Source organism: Streptomonospora alba (genome assembly GCF_000826685.1).
In the GTDB taxonomy this organism is placed as follows: domain Bacteria; phylum Actinomycetota; class Actinomycetes; order Streptosporangiales; family Streptosporangiaceae; genus Streptomonospora; species Streptomonospora alba.
The window spans coordinates 14,050-29,598 of record NZ_JROO01000008.1 but is presented as its reverse complement, the minus strand read 5'-3'; the positions used below and the strand labels follow the sequence as shown (position 1 = coordinate 29,598).

Sequence of the window (15,549 nt, the reverse complement as noted above, 5' to 3'; positions counted from 1 at the left end):
ACCGCCGAGAGCAGCGTGTCCGCCCGGACGTCCGGACCGGTCGGCGTCGTCCGCAGGCGCCGCGTGCGCCGTCGGCGCACCGTGATCACCGCTCTCACCACTCTGATCGTCCTCGTGTTCCTCGTGACCCTGATGGTCGGGCGGACGTTCTACCCTCCCGGCGACGTCGTGGGGGTGATCCTCGGACAGGACGTGCCGGGCGCCTCGTTCACCGTCGGACGACTGCGGCTGCCGCGAGCCGTGCTCGCGGTGGCGGCCGGCCTGTGTTTCGGGCTCGCCGGCGTAACGTTCCAGACCATGCTGCGCAATCCGCTCGCCAGCCCCGACATCATCGGAATCAGTTCGGGAGCCAGCGCGGCCGCGACCTTTGCGATCGTGGTGCTCTCACTCGACGGGACCGGGGTGTCGGTATTCGCCATCGCCGCCGGCCTGGCGGTGTCGCTGATCGTGTACGTACTGTCGTTCAAGCGCGGGGTCACCGGGACCCGGCTCATCCTGATCGGCATCGGCATCGCCGCCATGCTCGACAGCGTGACGTCCTACATCCTCGACCGGGCGGCCCAATGGGACCTGCAGGAGGCCATGCGGTGGCTGACCGGCAGCCTCAACGGCGCCGGCTGGGACGAGACGGTCCCGGTCATCGCCGCGCTGGCCGCGATCGGCCCCGTGCTGCTGTACAAGTCGCGCGACCTGGCCGTGCTCCGACTGGGCGACGAGACGGCGTCGGCCCTGGGCATCCGTGTCGACCGCACACGGCTCGTCGCCACTACCGGCGCGGTCGGACTCATCGCCTTCGCGATCGCCGCGACGGGGCCGATCGCGTTCGTGGCCTTCCTCTCCGGCCCGATCGCGGCCCGCATCCTCGGGCCGAACGGCTCCCCGCTGGTGCCCTCCGCCCTGGTCGGCGCCCTGCTCGTGCTGATAGCCGATCTCTGCGGGCAATTCGCATTCGGAACCCGCTACCCCGTCGGGGTCGTCACCGGCGTCCTCGGAGCGCCCTACCTCGTCTATCTGATCGTGCGCACCAGCCGCGCGGGCACAAGCCTGTGAGCACGCCCCAAGCCCGCTTGCTCCTCGGGTGGCCGCAGTCCACGAACACCGCGAGTCGGCGGCACACCGCTCCGAGGAGCCCGCACGCCGACCGCAACGGACCGCTCTTCACCTGGCCGGCCCCGAGCCGGATGCCGGCGAACGTCCTCGGCGATCGGCCGACCGGTGACCGCGGTTTCCCGAGTCGGCTCGGTCACCACTCCTCTGAGGTCCCACCGGTCCCGTCGAGCCTGCGGATCGCCGCGGCCGTCTCGATCCCGCCGTCGTGCAGGACGAAGCGCATGCGGGAGACGTCGATGTAGGCGGCGTCGAGGGGATGCCCGGCCAGACGCGCGAGGGCGGTGCTGTACTTCTCCATCGAATCGCGTCCCGGAATGAATATCGAGAGTTCGTCGCGGGCCGCGAAGTCATGCACCTCGACCTCGTCCGACAGCGCCGCAATCGCTTGCCCGTCCGCCGCGACGGGGACCTCCACCGACCAGTACAGGCCCTCGGAGGTGAGACTTCGCAGCTCCGGGGTCGCGTCGACCCAGGTTCGCCACGGGGTACCGGAGACGACGGCTCCGCACGACTCCGCGGTCTCGGCCAACTCCGCGACGGTGGCGGTCACAGCCGCACCGACCTCGTCCCAGTCGTCCTGGTCGTTCCCGATCAACGGGGTGGACACGGGCTTTGCCGCCACGGTCGTCGCGGGAACACGGCGCAGGCGCGGCTGCGGCCACGCGTCGAAGAATCGGCGTGCCTCGTCGATCGCCTCGTCCTGGTCCCGACGTCGACGCTGCACCTCCTCGCTGTGCTGGTCCAGCAGGGGGAGCCGCTCGTTCGGCTCTTCGAGGGCACGCCGGACCGTCTTGACGCTCATCCCCGCGCGGCGCAGGACGGTGATGAGCATGGCTTGCTCCACCTGGCCGAAAAGGTAGGAGCGATATCCCGTCCGCTCGTCCACACCGGCCGGCACGAGCAATCCCTCGGAGTGGTAGAACCGCAGCGTCTGAGGCGACAAACAGCACATCTCGCTGAACTCGCTGATGGACAACATGCCGTCATGATCGGCCTTGCAGCAACGACAAAGTCAAGCACCGGTTCCGTACGGCGGATACCGGCCACCACCGCTCCCCTGCACCGCGCAGATCCACGACCGCCCGACGCGGCCGGTGCGTCGTCAGTGCGGGCCCGCTGCGGCTCCTCCGGCAGGCCGCTGCCCGCGCCGTTTGTGCGGCTCGGTGAAATCACCGCTCCACACCAAGCGCTCGGCGACCTCCCGCAGTTTCCGATTCATGTGCTGCGACGCCCCGCTGAGCAGGCCGAAAGCCTCGTGCGCGGAGATCCTGCGCCGCTCCATCAGAATCCCGGTCGCCTGCCCGATGACGTCGCGGCTGTCCAAGGCAGCGCGCAGGTGCCCCCGCTCGCGAGCCCCGGCCACCGCAACGGCCGCGTGGGCGGCCATCAGGGTCCCTATACGCTCGTCGACCGCATCGAAGGCCTCGTCCTTTCGCGCCCACAGCATCAGCGCTCCGACGGCCCGGCCCTCCACCGTCAAGGGCAAAGTCAGCACGGAACCGCCCTCGCGCTGGATCACCCGCCGGGTGAACTCCGGCCAGCGCGATTCATGCCGCAGCGAGTCCACACGTACGGGCGTGCCGTCGTCGATCGCCTGGATGGACGGTCCTTGGCGGCACCAGTACTGCAGCGCGCCCATCCGCTGGGCCGACTCGCCGGTCGCCGCGGCGGTGCGCATGCCCTTGCGCTCTGCCAGGGACAGCACGGCGTCTTCGGCGTCGGGAACGAACCGCGCCCCGGCCAGCACCACCTCTTCGCACACGGCCGATACGTCCCGCCGCGCTTGCAAGGCGCCGGCCAGATCGGTCAATGCGGTGGCCAGCCCCAACTCCTCCTGCGACGGTCTCCGCACCGTGGCCCCTCTCCTGCACCCCGCGATACCCGTGCAACGTCGACGATCCCCCGGCCCGGTGCGACGAAGATACGCGTCCAGGCGGGGCTGTGGCGACGAGTCGATCACGCACGGGAAACGGGCCGTTCGGCCCGGCTTCCCTCGGGGACATCGACCCGTGCGCCGATGTCCCTACCCCGCAGGGCGGTGGTCGCCTCATCGCAAAACCATGTTCTTCGGCACACAGTACTCATTTGAAGCAGGCGCGACGGCGCCGGGCACCCACGGCGGCGCGCCGCGTCGAGGCGCTACCGGCCCCTGCGGTGACCCCGCGGCGAGGGGAGACCGGAGCACCTATGAAGCCCGGCACGAGACCGCACACGATGCAGCCGGTGAGCCACGGAGACGACCGCGGTTGCGCCCTCTACAAGAGATTCGGCGCTTCGACGACACGCATGCGCCCACGCAGCTGCAAGAGACGCGATCAAGCAGGCGCTCCTTCGCTTGCGCGGTGCTCGGGGCGCCAGGTGGCCACGAGAGCGGCTGCCAGGAGGAGTTCGGCCACGTCTCCTCCGTAGTACATGATCTCTGCACCGCTTCGGAGCTGCGTGACGGGGACGTGGACGTCGACCCCGAAGCCGCCGTACATCATCTGGGAGATCACCGAGTGCGCGGCGATCGCGAGGCCGAGGTAGACCAGCCTCACGGGGACTGCCGGACGTGCCGGCGCGGGGTCCGGTCCGGCGATGACGTAGGCGAACAGGTAGCCCGAAAGCAGGAAGTGCAGGTGCAGAATCCAGTGGCCTCCGGGCTGCCCGGTGAGGAGACCGTACAACGGGGTGAAGTAGAGGACCGCCAGGCTGCCCGTGGAGAGGAGCAGCGCGACGAGCGGGTGGGTCGGCACGCGGGCGGGACGGCTGTGCAGGACGGCCGACAACCGTCGCCCGCGGGCCGGGGGCAGTCGGCGAAGCAGCAGGGTGATCGGTGCCCCGAGTACGAGGGCCAGCGGCGCGTACATGCCTACGAGCAGGTGCTGGACCATGTGGCCGCGGAAGTCGGCGTGGGCGAAGGACGCGACGGGCGGCAGCAGTGCGACGGCCAGCAGGGCGATTCCCGTTGCGAAGCTCCCCGTACGCCACCGGTTCCACCCCTGCACCGGATTGCGTCTGCGCGCCTGTGCGACCAGGTAGAGGTAGAGCCCCAGGACCGCGATCAGGACCGCAGCGGTGAGCAGCGACTCCGCCCCGGCCACCGCCGCCTGGCCGTGGCCGGTGCGACCGCCGGCTGTCACGCGGACTCCCTCTTCTCGCGGGAGTCCGGGGCCTCGGGGTCGAAGGGCCGGCCGCTGCGTTGGAGCAGGTAGCCGCCCAGGAGCAGGATCGCCCCCAAGAGCAGGAAGGCCAGGTCCCACAAGAGTCGGTCGGGACCGGCGTAAACGTGGTGGATGGCGAGGACGTGGTGGTTGAGGACGCCTTCGGCGAGGTTGAAGACGCCCCAGCCGGCGAGGACCCACCCCCACAGCACTCGGGAGGCCCACACTCGGCGGCGGTTCCTCGTGACACGGGAATAGAGGATGGCCAGTCCCACCAGCACACAGAGCCAGCACATCGTGTGGAAGACCCCGTCCCAGACCGTGTTCATCTCCAAGCCGGAGACGGTCTCGGGATCGTAGTACTCGAGCCCGATACGGTCCTGGTCGGTGCTGGTCAGCATGTGGTGCCACTGCAGAAGCTGGTGCAGGAGGATTCCGTCGACGAATCCTCCCAGCCCCGCGCCCAGCACGGTGCCGGGGAGCAGGAGACTGCGCGGCCGGTCGCCTCCGGAGCGGGGCTTCCTCGCCATGGTCCCTCCCCAGGCACTGACGGCTTGATGCTCCCGAGTAGAGCCGCCCGACGGGCGGGACCTGCCCGATCCCGCTCGGCGGCTCCCGGCCCTTCTCGCCAAGCAACCGCTGCCCTCTCGGCCCGCGGGCATGCGTCTGCGCCAAGCTGGGCTCCCCAACCTGGGCGTTGGGGCGCGTGCTGCATGGGCCGTCGTCGAACGCGCGTAGCGGGCCGGCCGCATGGGGCGGCCGGCAGCCGGGACCGGAGACGGCGTCGACGCTGCCGGGGGCGCGGCTGCGGGCGTTGGCCAGAGGCCGCGCTACCGCTGTCGACCACTGCGGATGCGGTAGGCCCGCTGCTGGCAGGCGCGAGAGCAGTAGCCCCGCGGGCGGCCCCGAGGGGCGTCCTCGACGGGCGCGCCGCATACTGCGCATCGACTTTCGTCACGCTTTTCATCACGAACGAGGGCCTCGACACCGTCGAGCACCCGTTCGAGCCCGAACTCGAAGGGATCCACCGGCGTTTCGAAAGCACCCTCCTGATACAGGCGGGTCAGCGCGGGATACCGGTCCAAGTGGGCGAACAGCGAGTCGCGGTCGCGCCACCACTCCTCGTCGCTGACGCCGGTGCGGCGTTCGGCGCGCTCTGCCGCGGCCGCCTGCCGCGCGGTGCTGTTGACGAAACCGCCGACGAGGTTCACCGATGCCACGACCTGCGCCGGCGACAGGCCGGCGCCCGCCACGATCTCCAGTGCCCGGTCGAAGCGCGCCACAGTGTGCGGCCCGGGGACGAGCCGGGCATCGTCCGATTCCACCAGCCAGGGATGGCGCCGGTGCAGCTCCAACCCGTCCCGGGCCCACGCGGCCAGCGCGCCGCGCCACCCGTGGGGCTGCTCGGCGTCGGCGCCGGCCGCGGGCTCGCTGTGGACCTGGTCGCACATGAGGGCCACCAGTTCGGCTTTGCCCGGAACGTGCCGGTAGAGCGCCATCGTGGTGAATCCGAGCCGCTCGGCCAGGCGCCGCATCGACACGGCGGCCAGTCCTTCGGCATCGGCCAGTTCGACCGCGGCGCCCACGATCCGATCCAGGCTGAGGCCGCGTCGCGCCTTCGCTTCCCACAGCAGTTCGGTGCTGCGCTCCGGATCGGCCATCGCCGCCCTTTCGTCGTGCTCGTCGACCATTCGAAGTGTACGGTGTAGACATGCGAGATGAGACACCGGCGGTCTTCGTCGCCCCCTCAGGCGACGACACCGGCCCGGGCACGTTCGAGCACCCGTTCGCCACCTTGGACCGCGCCCGCGACCTGGCCGCGCCGGGAACCGTGGTCACACTCCGAGGCGGCACCTACCGCCTCACCGACACCTTCCGCCTCACCGCCGAGCACTCCGGAGTCGTCTACCAGGCCCACGGCTACGGCACCGCCGCGCAAGAGGAGGTGGTGGTCAGCGGCGGACGCCCGGTCACCGAATGGGTGGCCGACGCCGACGGCACCCACCGGGCCCAGGCCCCCGGCCCCGCCCCCCGCCAGCTCTACGTCGGCGAGCACCGGGCCGAACGGGCCGCGATCGCACTGGAACACCCCCTGGTCCGCACCCCCGGCGGGTATACCGCCGAGGGCACCGGACCGCAGTCCTGGCACGGTGATGTCGAGTTCGTCTACCGCGGCGCCTACCCATGGTCAGAGGCGCGCTGCCCCGTCGCGCGCATCGCCGGCGACGCGAAATCGACCGAGATCACCATGGCGGACCCGGCGTTCGACCGCGCCACGCGCCTCTACCACGCACTCATCTCCTGGGACGGTCCCGGCGCGGGCGAGACCTACGGCGTCGACTTCCCGACCTTCGCCGAGAACAGTCCGGCCTTCCTCACCGACGGCACCTTCGCCACCCACGCCGGTGTCCTCCACTACCGCCCGCTGCCCGGCGAGGATCCGACCGACGCGGTGGCGCCGGTACTGGAGACGCTGCTGCACGCCCGCGGTCTCAGCGACGCTGCTTTCCGCGGGATCACGTTCGCCGAGGCGACCTGGCTGCACCCCGGCACACCCAGCGGGTTCCTGCACTACCACGGCAACGCCTACTACGACGGCGGCGGCCTCCACACGGTCACCTTCGCCGAGGGGCAAGGCCAGGTGACGGTCCCCGGCGCCTCCGCGAGTATCCCCGGAAACGTGGTCTTCGAGGACACGGCACGGGTAGCGCTGGAAGGCTGCCGGTTCACCCGGCTCGGCGCGGTCGCGGTGGAGTTCCGCGGTACAGGCGCCGACAACGCGGTCCTCGGCAGTGAGATCACCGAGGTCGCCGGCGGCGGACTGGTGATCGGCGAAGGCGCACGCCGCCACCGCGTCGAGGACAACCGCATCCACCGCATCGGCCGCGACTACCGCGGCTCACCCGCCGTCCTGCTCAGCGGAACCCTCGACACCGCCGTCGCCCACAACCAGGTCGACAACGTCCCACACGCGGGCGTCGTCGTCTACGAGGGACGCGGCACCCGCGTACTGCACAACCTCATCCACGACACGATGCAGGTCCTGGCCGACGGCGGCGGCATCTACATCTCCGGCCCCCAGGGCGGCTCCCCCGCCGACGGCGCCCTGGTGCGCGGCAATGTCGTCCGCGACACGATCACGCCGTACAACTTCGGGCTCTACACCGACTACGGCGCCTCCTGGGTCACCGTCCGGAACAACGCCGTCTACCGGTCCGACGCACCGGTCGTGCTGGAGGTCTCGCCGCCCCTGGAGCATGTGGCGTTCACCGGCAACGTGTGGGACGCCGACCCCGGCGACGCCCCCGACGGCGTGGAACTGGCCCACAACACGACCCTGCGACCCGAGGCCTTCGACGGCCACCCGAAAGTCGCCGCCATCGCGGCCGAGGCGGGAATCCGTCCCTCGACCCGGCCGCATCCCGGCTCCCGGACGGTGCCGGGCCGCCCGACCGTGCAGGAGTCCGGAGGCGACCGTGCCGAATGAGACCACCGTCCCGCTGCCGGCGTGCCGCGACATCGACGGCGTCGCCGACTTCTCGCGATGAGCCGGCAACCGGAACCCACCGGGCCCGGTGAACTCATCCGGGCACGTGCCAGTGGCCCGCCAGGTCCCGGTAGAGCGGGGAGTCGCGCAGGAGGGACTCGTGCGTGCCGGAGGCGGTGCCCGAGCCGTCCAGGACGAGGATCCGGTCGGCCCGCAGCGCCGACGACAGCCGGTGCGCGATGACGATCAGCGTCGTGCCCGGCCGGCTCGCCAACGCGTCCTCCGCGTGCGCCTCGGCGGCCGGGTCCAGATGGCAGGTCGACTCGTCCAGGATGAGCAGTGGCGCCGGGGACACGTAGGCGCGGCCCAGGCAGAGCGCCTGACGCTCCCCGGCGGACAGCGTCCCGGGGTCCACGTCGGCCCCCAGACCGCCGAGGCGGTCCACCAGCGGCCCGAGGTCGAGCGCCGCCACCGCCCGGGAGATGCGGTCGTCCCCGGCGCCGGGCTCCAACTGGGCGAGGTTCTCTCGGACCGATCCGGCGAAGACGTAGCCCTGCTGGGGCAGAAGGACCCGCAAACGGGCGAGTTCCCGGGCGGAGCGTCCGGCGATGGGCCGACCGGCCAGCCGTACGGCGCCCTCGTCGGGCGTGTGCAGTCCGCACAGCACGTGTGCCAGCGTCGACTTGCCGATCCCGCTCGGGCCGACGACCGCGATGCGCTCGCCGGACTCGACCGTGAGTCCGAACCCCTCCACCAGGGGGCGCGTCCCGGCTCCGTAGGACACCCGCACCCCGCGGCACCACACCGCCGGCGCCGCCTCCCCCGCGGGGGAGGCGCACGGTCCGCGGTCACCGGCCTCGGTCCCCCGGGGCTCCTCCTCGTCGCCTCCGTCCGCCTCCTCGGACACGAACCGGTCGAGGACCACCACGAGGCGGCTGCCCGCGGCCCCAACGGCGGTCATCATCTGCTGAAGGGCAGGCAGCAGGGACTGCACGAGATAGGCCAGGGCGCCCATGAGCGCTCCCGTGGTGACGCCCTGGTCGCGCAGCCACGGCGTGGCCACGAGCAGCAGGACGACGGGCAGCTGCCCCGCCACGCCGAGCGCCAGCATCCTCGCGGCCGTCCACCGGGCCAGGGACCGCGTCGACGCGGCGGCCTCGCCGATCAGGCCCGTGGTGCCGTCGACCGCCGTGCCGGTGGTCCCGCAGGCGACCAGGTCGCGCATCTGGCTCCGCAAGGCCCCCGCGCGGTCGGTGAACGCCTCGTCGGCGTCGAGGAACCGGCCTTGCGCCGCGGCCATGGGAACCAGAGTGAGAAGGAAGAGCACCAGGCCGAGCAGCATCGGCGGGACCACGACCACGAGCAACTCGGGGGCGAGGGTGGCCATCCCCGCGAGCGCTCCCACCGCGGTGAACAGGAAGGACCGCATCGTCAGGACCAGCCCGGCGAAGCTGTCCCGTGCGATCTCGGTCTGCTGTGTGAGCCGCGATACGGCGGCCCGCTCGGCCCTCGCCGCCTGTGCCGGGTCGGCCACCGCCCGGCGCAGAGCCTGTTCGACCGCGCGCCGCACCAACCCGTCGCGCAGGGGTTCCACCAGGCCGGCGAGCTGGACGAACACACCGCGCAGCACGGGCCCGGCGAGGAGGATCGAGACCGCGGCGACGGCCAGCCACGCCAGGCCGACGGGGGGCCGACCCGCCAGGAACCCCTGGTCCAGAGCGCGCGCCAGGCAGATCCCGACGAGGAAGGTCTGCACGGACTCCATCAGCGACCATGCGCCCAGGCGCAGCAGCGCCCGCCTGTGACGCCCGAGGAAGCTCCGGACGTGCGGCATCAGTCCGCGCAGCATGCCCCGGCGGCGGCCGGGCCGCCGCGGGTTCGCGTCGCCGTCCTGCGGGCGGGTGCGCCGGGACGCCGGCGGGCGCCGGGTGTCCGCCCCGACCCCGCCGGCCTCCTCCGCAACCCTGCCGGGCCTCACCGGTCCCCCCGGCCGTCGGAGTCGTCGGTGTGGCCGAAGACCGCGCGGTAGTCGGGGTCCCGCCACAGTTCGGCGTGGCTGCGCACGGCCCGGATGCGGCCGCCGTCCAGCCACACCACCAGGTCCGCGCGCGCCGCCGTGGAAAGGCGGTGCGCGATGACGACGCGGGTGCCGGGGCGGACTTCACGGGCCAGCGCCCGGTCCACCTGCCGTTCGGTCGCCGTGTCCAGACTGGAGGTGGCGTCGTCCAGGATCATCAGCCGTCCCGCGTGGGCGAACGCCCGCGCAAGCCCCAACCGCTGCAGTTCTCCGCCGGAGAGCGGCGCCTCGTCCAGCGGCGTGGCGTATCCCCGGGGAAGAACCTGGACGAAGCCCTCGGCTCCGGCCGCGCGAGCGGCCGACCGGACGCGTTCGGGCGGAGCGGTCTCGGCTCCTGCCGCGATCGCGTCCGCGACGGTCGCGCCCTGGAGCGCGGGCCGCTCGAACGCGTACCCGACCTCGGTGCGGAGCACGTCGGCGGCCACGGAGGCCAGCGGCACCCCGTCCAGGCGGACCTCGCCCTCGTCGGGATCGGAGAGCCGCCCGGCGACGGCCGCCAGCGTCGACTTGCCGGCACCGGAGCGTCCCACGATGGCCGCCGTCTCACCGCCGGGCACGCGCAGGTCGACGTCGCGCAGCACCCGCACGCCGTCGCGGTCCACCCCCACACCGCGCAGCTCAAGCGTTCCCGGGCCGTCGGGAGGCAGCTCCGCGCGCCCGTAAGCCAGCGGGGGGACCGCGAAGAGCGCGTTCACGCGGCGCGCCGCCGTCCGGCCGCGCACCAGCGCTGCGAGCGGACCGGCGACCGATCCCAGCCCCGCCGCGAGGGCGGCGTAGCGGGAAACCGCCAGCAGGTCGCCGACGCTGATCCTGCCGTCCGCCAGACCGAGCCCGCCGACCGCGAGCACGGCGGTGATGAGCATGGGCATGAGCACTCCGCTGCGCGCCATCGCCGAGCCGTGCACCGACCACATGCGCCGCCCCTCGGTACCGAGCTCCTCCAGGGGGCGCAGGACGCGGGCGCGTTCCTCGTCGGCCGTCCCGGCGGCGGCTATGGCCCGCGCGCCGCCGAGGGCGTCCGTCAGCCGCGTCGCGATCAGGGACTGCACCCGCTGGTACCGCGAGACGCTGTCGGAGGAGTGGCGGGCGAAGGACCGCAGCAGCAGGCCCAGGACGGGGAGTCCGACCACGAAGGTCAGCCCCGTCCACGGGTCGATCACGAACAGTGCGACCAGGGCTCCGACGGGGGCGATGACGGCCGCGACGATCTGGGCCGCACCGGCGGGGGCGGCCCCGGCCTCGGTGGCGTTCGTCGAGAGCCGGGTCGCCACGTCCCCGGGGGAGAACGGGCTTACGTGGTGGGGTGCGGCGGCCAGCAGCCGCCGGATCGCCCGCAGCCGCAGCCAGGCGGTGGACCGGGCGCCGACCGTTCCCGCCAGCAGGGCGGCGGCCGCGTCCAGCGCGACGTCGGCGGCGGTCAGGGCCAGTGCCGCCGCCAGTGCGCGTCCGGCGTCGGGGTGGCCCTCCAGGAGCAGGTCGAGCGTGCTGCCGAGCACGGCGGGCAGGGCGAGCGAGGCGGCCGACGCCCCGGCGGCGCACAGCAGGATTCCCGCGGTGCGTCCGGCACTCTCCCGGGTCACCCGGGCGAGCAGAGCGTCTGCGGAGCGTGCGGCGCCGTTTTCGCTCGTACCGTTGCGCGGGCGGGTGGACGCCATTCGGTCGCCTTCCTGCAGGGCTCGTGGCGGAGTCCGGCGGCGCTCGCGGGCGCCGCCGGACCGAGGGGAGGGTCCGTGCACCGGACCCGACGCCGCGGGACCGGCGATCCGGCCCCGCGGCTCGCTCACGCCGCGCTCACACGCGGCGCGCCCCTAGTTGCAGGTGGTGACGCTCAGGCTGCTGTCACCGCACAGCAGGAGGCTGGCCTCGCTGCCGTGGGCGATCTCGCCGCGCGCCTCGTTGACGGTCTCCAGGGACTGAAGGTCGAGCAGAGTCATGGCTGCTATCCTTTCTTTCGATAATCTGCTGTCTTTATTCATTTGTTCCGGACCATGGCACTGGCCGGTTCTGGGTCCGCCGCAGCGGAGGAAGGAAGGGCAGCCCGGCGGGTTGTCCGCTCTGCGCTGCGGCGAGCGCGAGGAGGCATCCCGCGGTGCCCGTGGAAAGGTCCATGGAGAGCCGCATCAGCTGCTCTCCCGGAAAGGCCAGGTGGCCCTGGTAGCGCATGGCGTACCGGGACAGGGCCTCGATCTGGCGGCGCACCTGCCCGGGGCCGGTACCGGGTCCGGGGGCCGTCGTGCGGCTGAGGTAGAGGACCATGCCCGCCAAGCCGCGGAAGAGGCCGGGCTGGGCGTAGAAGCCGGACCGCGCGGCACCGACGATCTCCGGCCGGGCCCGCTCGAACGCCTCGTCGGAACGGTGCTCCAGGTAGTCGTCGAGCACCATCCCCACCCCGACGCTGCCCGCACCGAGGTAAGGCATGGTCCGCCATCCCTCGTCCACCTGCAGCGTGCCGAAGGCTCCGGTGACGCAGCGGTCGAGGTCGGCCCGAAGTGCGCGCTGGGCCAGGTCGAGCAGCGCGGTGTCACCGCCCCGCTCGTACAGGCGCAGGCAGAGCAGGGCCACGCCCGCGCCCCCGTAGAGCAGGCCGGCGCGGCGCCGCTCGGGCGGGGCGCCGAGGAAGCGGTCCGCGGCCAGCTCCGCGCAGCGCAGCGCGCCCGAGCGCAGCTCCGCCTCTCCGCTGTCGGCCGCCAGGGAGTCCAGGGCCAGCCCGATTCCGGCCGTCCCGTCGTGCAGTCCGGGGCCCAAGCCCTCCCAGGGCTGCGCGAGGACCAGTCCGGCCAGCTCCAGGGAGCGCTCCCGGTGATCGAGGCGGTCGAGAGTCCAGGACACGCCCGCGAGTCCGGAGAAGAATCCCAGGGGGGTTCCCGACTCGGGCTCCTTGCTGTGGCGTAGCAGCCATTCCTCTGCCTCGGGGCATCGTGGGGCGCCGCTCTCGGCGAGGGCGTAGAGCACCCCGGCCGCGCCGTAGCCGAAGGAGAGGCCGCCGCCCGCCGTCGAGAACTGGACGATGTCGCCGGGAAAGTAGCGGTCGTCGCGGTCGGGGGTGGCCGAGGCGAGGACGGCGCGGACCATCGAGTCCCGGCAGCCCGGCCAGTCCCCCGGGTCGGCCGGCGGGTAGGGGTCGTGCGCGCCGGCGCCCGCAGCGAGCGCTCCCGGGGAAGGCGCGCCCCCGCCTGGTCCGCCGTCCGGATCGCGCAGGATCTCCGCCACGCCGAGGTCCAGGAACTCCCGGGCCTCGGGGAAGATGCGCGCGGCCTCCTCGGCCAGGTGCCCGGCTTTGGTCCGGTCCACGGCGAACAGGCTGGTCAGGGGCAGGAAGAGGGCGATGCGCAGGCAGGCCAGTGCGTACCGGTCCACGTCGAAGCCGCGGCGCTCGCGCGGGGCGACGAAGCCCGGGTTGGCGACCGTCTGGCGGACGTCCTCCTCGGCGTTACGCGCGGCCTCGAAGTCCAGCAGCACCACGGAGGACTCGTCCTCGGAGACCACGATGTTGAAGAGGTGCAGGTCGTTGAAGACGATGCCGCGCGCGTGCACCGCCTCGACGGCCTCCTCCACGAGTCCGTGCAGGCGCATCGCCCACCGGCCGTACTCCCTCAGCTTCTCCGGTGCGGGGTCGGGCTCGACCAGCGGATGGCGATGGGCGAAGAAGGAGTTCAACGGCGTGCCGTGGATGTACTCCATCACCAGGAAGCGGTGGTCGCCGAGGGTGAAGACGTCCTTGACCTCGGGGGTGCAGTCCAGGCCGGAGAGCCGCTCCAGGGCTGCGCGCTCGCGCTCCAGGCGGTGCACCGCGTCGGCGCCGTCGGCGGCCAGACCGGCGTGCGGCCGGCCCTCCTTGAGCACCACGGCCTCGTCGGTGCGCCGGTCCCGCCCGGCGTAGACCCCGCCTCCGTTGGAGAAGTGCAGGGCGCGCTCGATGTCGTACGGCAGCCCGGTGACGTCGACGGCGCTGCGCGCCTCCAGGTGCGGACGCAGGAAGTCGGGGACGGTCACCCACTCCGGCGTCTGGAAGACCGGGCCGCGCCGGTCGGGCACGAGCACGCCGTCGGCGTTCTCCAGCGCGGGCACCGGCTCGCCGTGCTCGTCGTAGCAGTGCCGCCTGGTGAAGCTCCCGTAGCGCAGGTGGACCGGCCCCGCGTTCCAGCGCACGTCGCTGAGCACGTAGGGGCCGGGTTCGCCGCCCACGAGGGCGTCCAGACCGGCGGCGACCGAGGCGCACTCGGCCTCGTCGGCCGGGTAGACGGTGATGAACTTCCCGCTGCTCCCGCGGTCGGCGTACTTGGCGTTCCGGTTGTGCAGCAGATACCGGGTGGGAACGAACTTGAACGAGACGTAGTGCGCCACGCAGTAGTCCCAGACCCGGGCGAGGATCGATTCCGCGTTGTCCAGGCAGGCGGAGACGTGGATCTTCCACCCCTGCTCCGGCAGGCGGGGCTCCACGGGGCGCAGTGCCAGCCAATCGCCGGCGCGGTGGCTCTGCCACCCTTCGGGGACCGGCCGCTCAGCCGTTTCGAATACGCGGTCGTGTCCGCCGACCGTTCCGGAGGAACCGGAGCCCGACCAAAGCCGGTGGGGCGTGTCATAGAAATGGCGGTCGGCGTCGCAGAACACACCGTACCCCTTGATCACACGAACTCCCTCGGTCGTCTCGGTCAGCGACTTTTCAGATCCTGACATAGGGCTTAAGTCGCGGTCCACACCTTTGCCCGCATTTTTTTATCGGCCCCCGGTTACTCGAGATCAACTTTTGCGAGGCGGGTGATCATTTTTCCGGCACTCCCCGTGCGTATTCACCGTTCCCGCCAGCACTTTCGACGTGATCGCACCCCCCAATGCACGTGCAAAAAAGCGGGCCCCGCCCGCCGCGTCGAACGAGTTCGACGTTCTGCGGCACATTAAACAAGGGCAGGCCAGAACGACACAGAGCCCTTTTTGTGGTGTACCCTGTCGCAGATTTCCAGTGAAGAATATCCGGTTTAGGAAGACTTGCGAGGTCTGTCGGCGTCCATGGCCAGGGAAGTCAGAGCGAGGCGAGGGCGGGTGAGGCCGGACCGGGAGACCTCGGATAAATGTCGACTGTAGACTGTGTGGCGCCGGAAAAACGCCGTGCGCCTGCTGCGGGGACAGAGGCCTCCGGATGGCGGGGAGCGGCCGACCATGCACACTTGACGGATCGGCGGAGCGGTCGGCACCCTTTCGTTGAGGTGTCCGACTCGACTCGGCACCCGACCACGCAATTCTTCCCGGATAATGCGAGGTGAACCCGCACCGATCCCCGGGCGCGCTTCGCCGGCCCGCCGAGGACGCCGCTTCGGGAGGGGCGCGAAAAATTTCCCCTACCGGCGCGCGCCGGAAAAATGTTCTCACCGCCGAAGGGCAGCGGCTCACACGCCCTTCGGGGAAAACGGACGCCGGGTGCTTTGCCGCATCGAATCCCTTCGCATCCCGTTGCGGAAAGCGGCGGCCCCTTGATCCGGGAAACCGCCCTCGGGGCCAAGCGACGCCGCCGAGGAACGCGAGCGCACGCGCGCTCCGGACGGGGCACCGCGAACGTCCGACACCTGCGCGTCCGGCGTCGTCACCTGCGGCGATCGCGGCCCCGGTCGGCGTGCCGCAGACACCCGGCGCCCCGGTCGGCGATACTCTCGGACCCTTCCTCGGAGAACCGGCCATGGCAGCCCGGCACCGCTTCGCGCGTCGTCCGTACTCGCGGCGGTCGCCGGCACGCACGA

Annotated in this window: 11 protein-coding genes; 2 read left to right on the top strand and 9 right to left on the bottom strand. The window is 72.1% G+C overall.

Annotation, left to right across the window (positions count from 1 at the left end; all coding sequences use genetic code 11):
• Positions 1 to 15: 15 nt before the first annotated feature.
• Positions 16 to 1,050: a FecCD family ABC transporter permease gene (locus LP52_RS04860; protein WP_040271181.1), complete on the top strand. Its 1,035-nt coding sequence runs from the start codon at positions 16 to 18 to the stop codon at positions 1,048 to 1,050.
• 193 nt (positions 1,051 to 1,243) lie between these two features.
• Here the strand turns inward: LP52_RS04860 and LP52_RS04855 are convergent, their stop codons facing one another.
• The 5 genes from LP52_RS04855 to LP52_RS04835 all read right to left on the bottom strand — a co-directional run bounded on the left by LP52_RS04855 (position 1,244) and on the right by LP52_RS04835 (position 5,944).
• Entirely contained in the window at positions 1,244 to 2,089 is an 846-nt protein-coding gene (locus LP52_RS04855) for a MerR family transcriptional regulator (protein WP_040271146.1), read from the bottom strand.
• Positions 2,090 to 2,212: 123 nt separating this feature from the next.
• Positions 2,213 to 2,962, bottom strand: coding sequence for a GAF and ANTAR domain-containing protein (locus LP52_RS04850; RefSeq protein ID WP_052809430.1), 750 nt, complete (start codon positions 2,960 to 2,962; stop codon positions 2,213 to 2,215).
• 463 nt (positions 2,963 to 3,425) lie between these two features.
• Positions 3,426 to 4,232: a cytochrome c oxidase assembly protein gene (locus LP52_RS04845; protein WP_238580736.1), complete on the bottom strand. Its 807-nt coding sequence runs from the start codon at positions 4,230 to 4,232 to the stop codon at positions 3,426 to 3,428.
• Positions 4,229 to 4,783 (bottom strand): DUF2243 domain-containing protein, encoded by a 555-nt coding sequence (locus LP52_RS04840; protein WP_040271144.1) that lies wholly within the window; start codon positions 4,781 to 4,783, stop codon positions 4,229 to 4,231. Before LP52_RS04840 ends, LP52_RS04845 begins: the two co-directional genes overlap by 4 nt.
• A 300-nt stretch (positions 4,784 to 5,083) precedes the next feature.
• Positions 5,084 to 5,944: a TetR/AcrR family transcriptional regulator gene (locus LP52_RS04835; RefSeq protein WP_052809429.1), complete on the bottom strand. Its 861-nt coding sequence runs from the start codon at positions 5,942 to 5,944 to the stop codon at positions 5,084 to 5,086.
• A gap of 20 nt (positions 5,945 to 5,964) precedes the next feature.
• Here LP52_RS04835 and LP52_RS04830 point away from each other — a divergent pair, with 20 nt between their 5' ends.
• The gene (locus LP52_RS04830) at positions 5,965 to 7,740 is read left to right on the top strand and encodes a right-handed parallel beta-helix repeat-containing protein (protein ID WP_084722892.1); all 1,776 of its coding nucleotides are present in this window, start codon (positions 5,965 to 5,967) and stop codon (positions 7,738 to 7,740) included.
• 94 nt (positions 7,741 to 7,834) lie between these two features.
• Here the strand turns inward: LP52_RS04830 and LP52_RS04825 are convergent, their stop codons facing one another.
• The 4 genes from LP52_RS04825 to lanKC form a co-directional block, all read right to left on the bottom strand.
• Positions 7,835 to 9,574, bottom strand: coding sequence for an ATP-binding cassette domain-containing protein (locus LP52_RS04825; RefSeq protein WP_052809438.1), 1,740 nt, complete (start codon positions 9,572 to 9,574; stop codon positions 7,835 to 7,837).
• Positions 9,575 to 9,714: 140 nt separating this feature from the next.
• Positions 9,715 to 11,472, bottom strand: coding sequence for an ABC transporter ATP-binding protein (locus tag LP52_RS04820; protein ID WP_040271141.1), 1,758 nt, complete (start codon positions 11,470 to 11,472; stop codon positions 9,715 to 9,717).
• Positions 11,473 to 11,625: 153 nt separating this feature from the next.
• Positions 11,626 to 11,751, bottom strand: coding sequence for a SapB/AmfS family lanthipeptide (locus LP52_RS04815; protein ID WP_040271139.1), 126 nt, complete (start codon positions 11,749 to 11,751; stop codon positions 11,626 to 11,628).
• A gap of 34 nt (positions 11,752 to 11,785) precedes the next feature.
• Entirely contained in the window at positions 11,786 to 14,494 is a 2,709-nt protein-coding gene (gene lanKC, locus LP52_RS04810) for a class III lanthionine synthetase LanKC (protein ID WP_238580735.1), read from the bottom strand.
• Positions 14,495 to 15,549 lie beyond the last annotated feature (1,055 nt).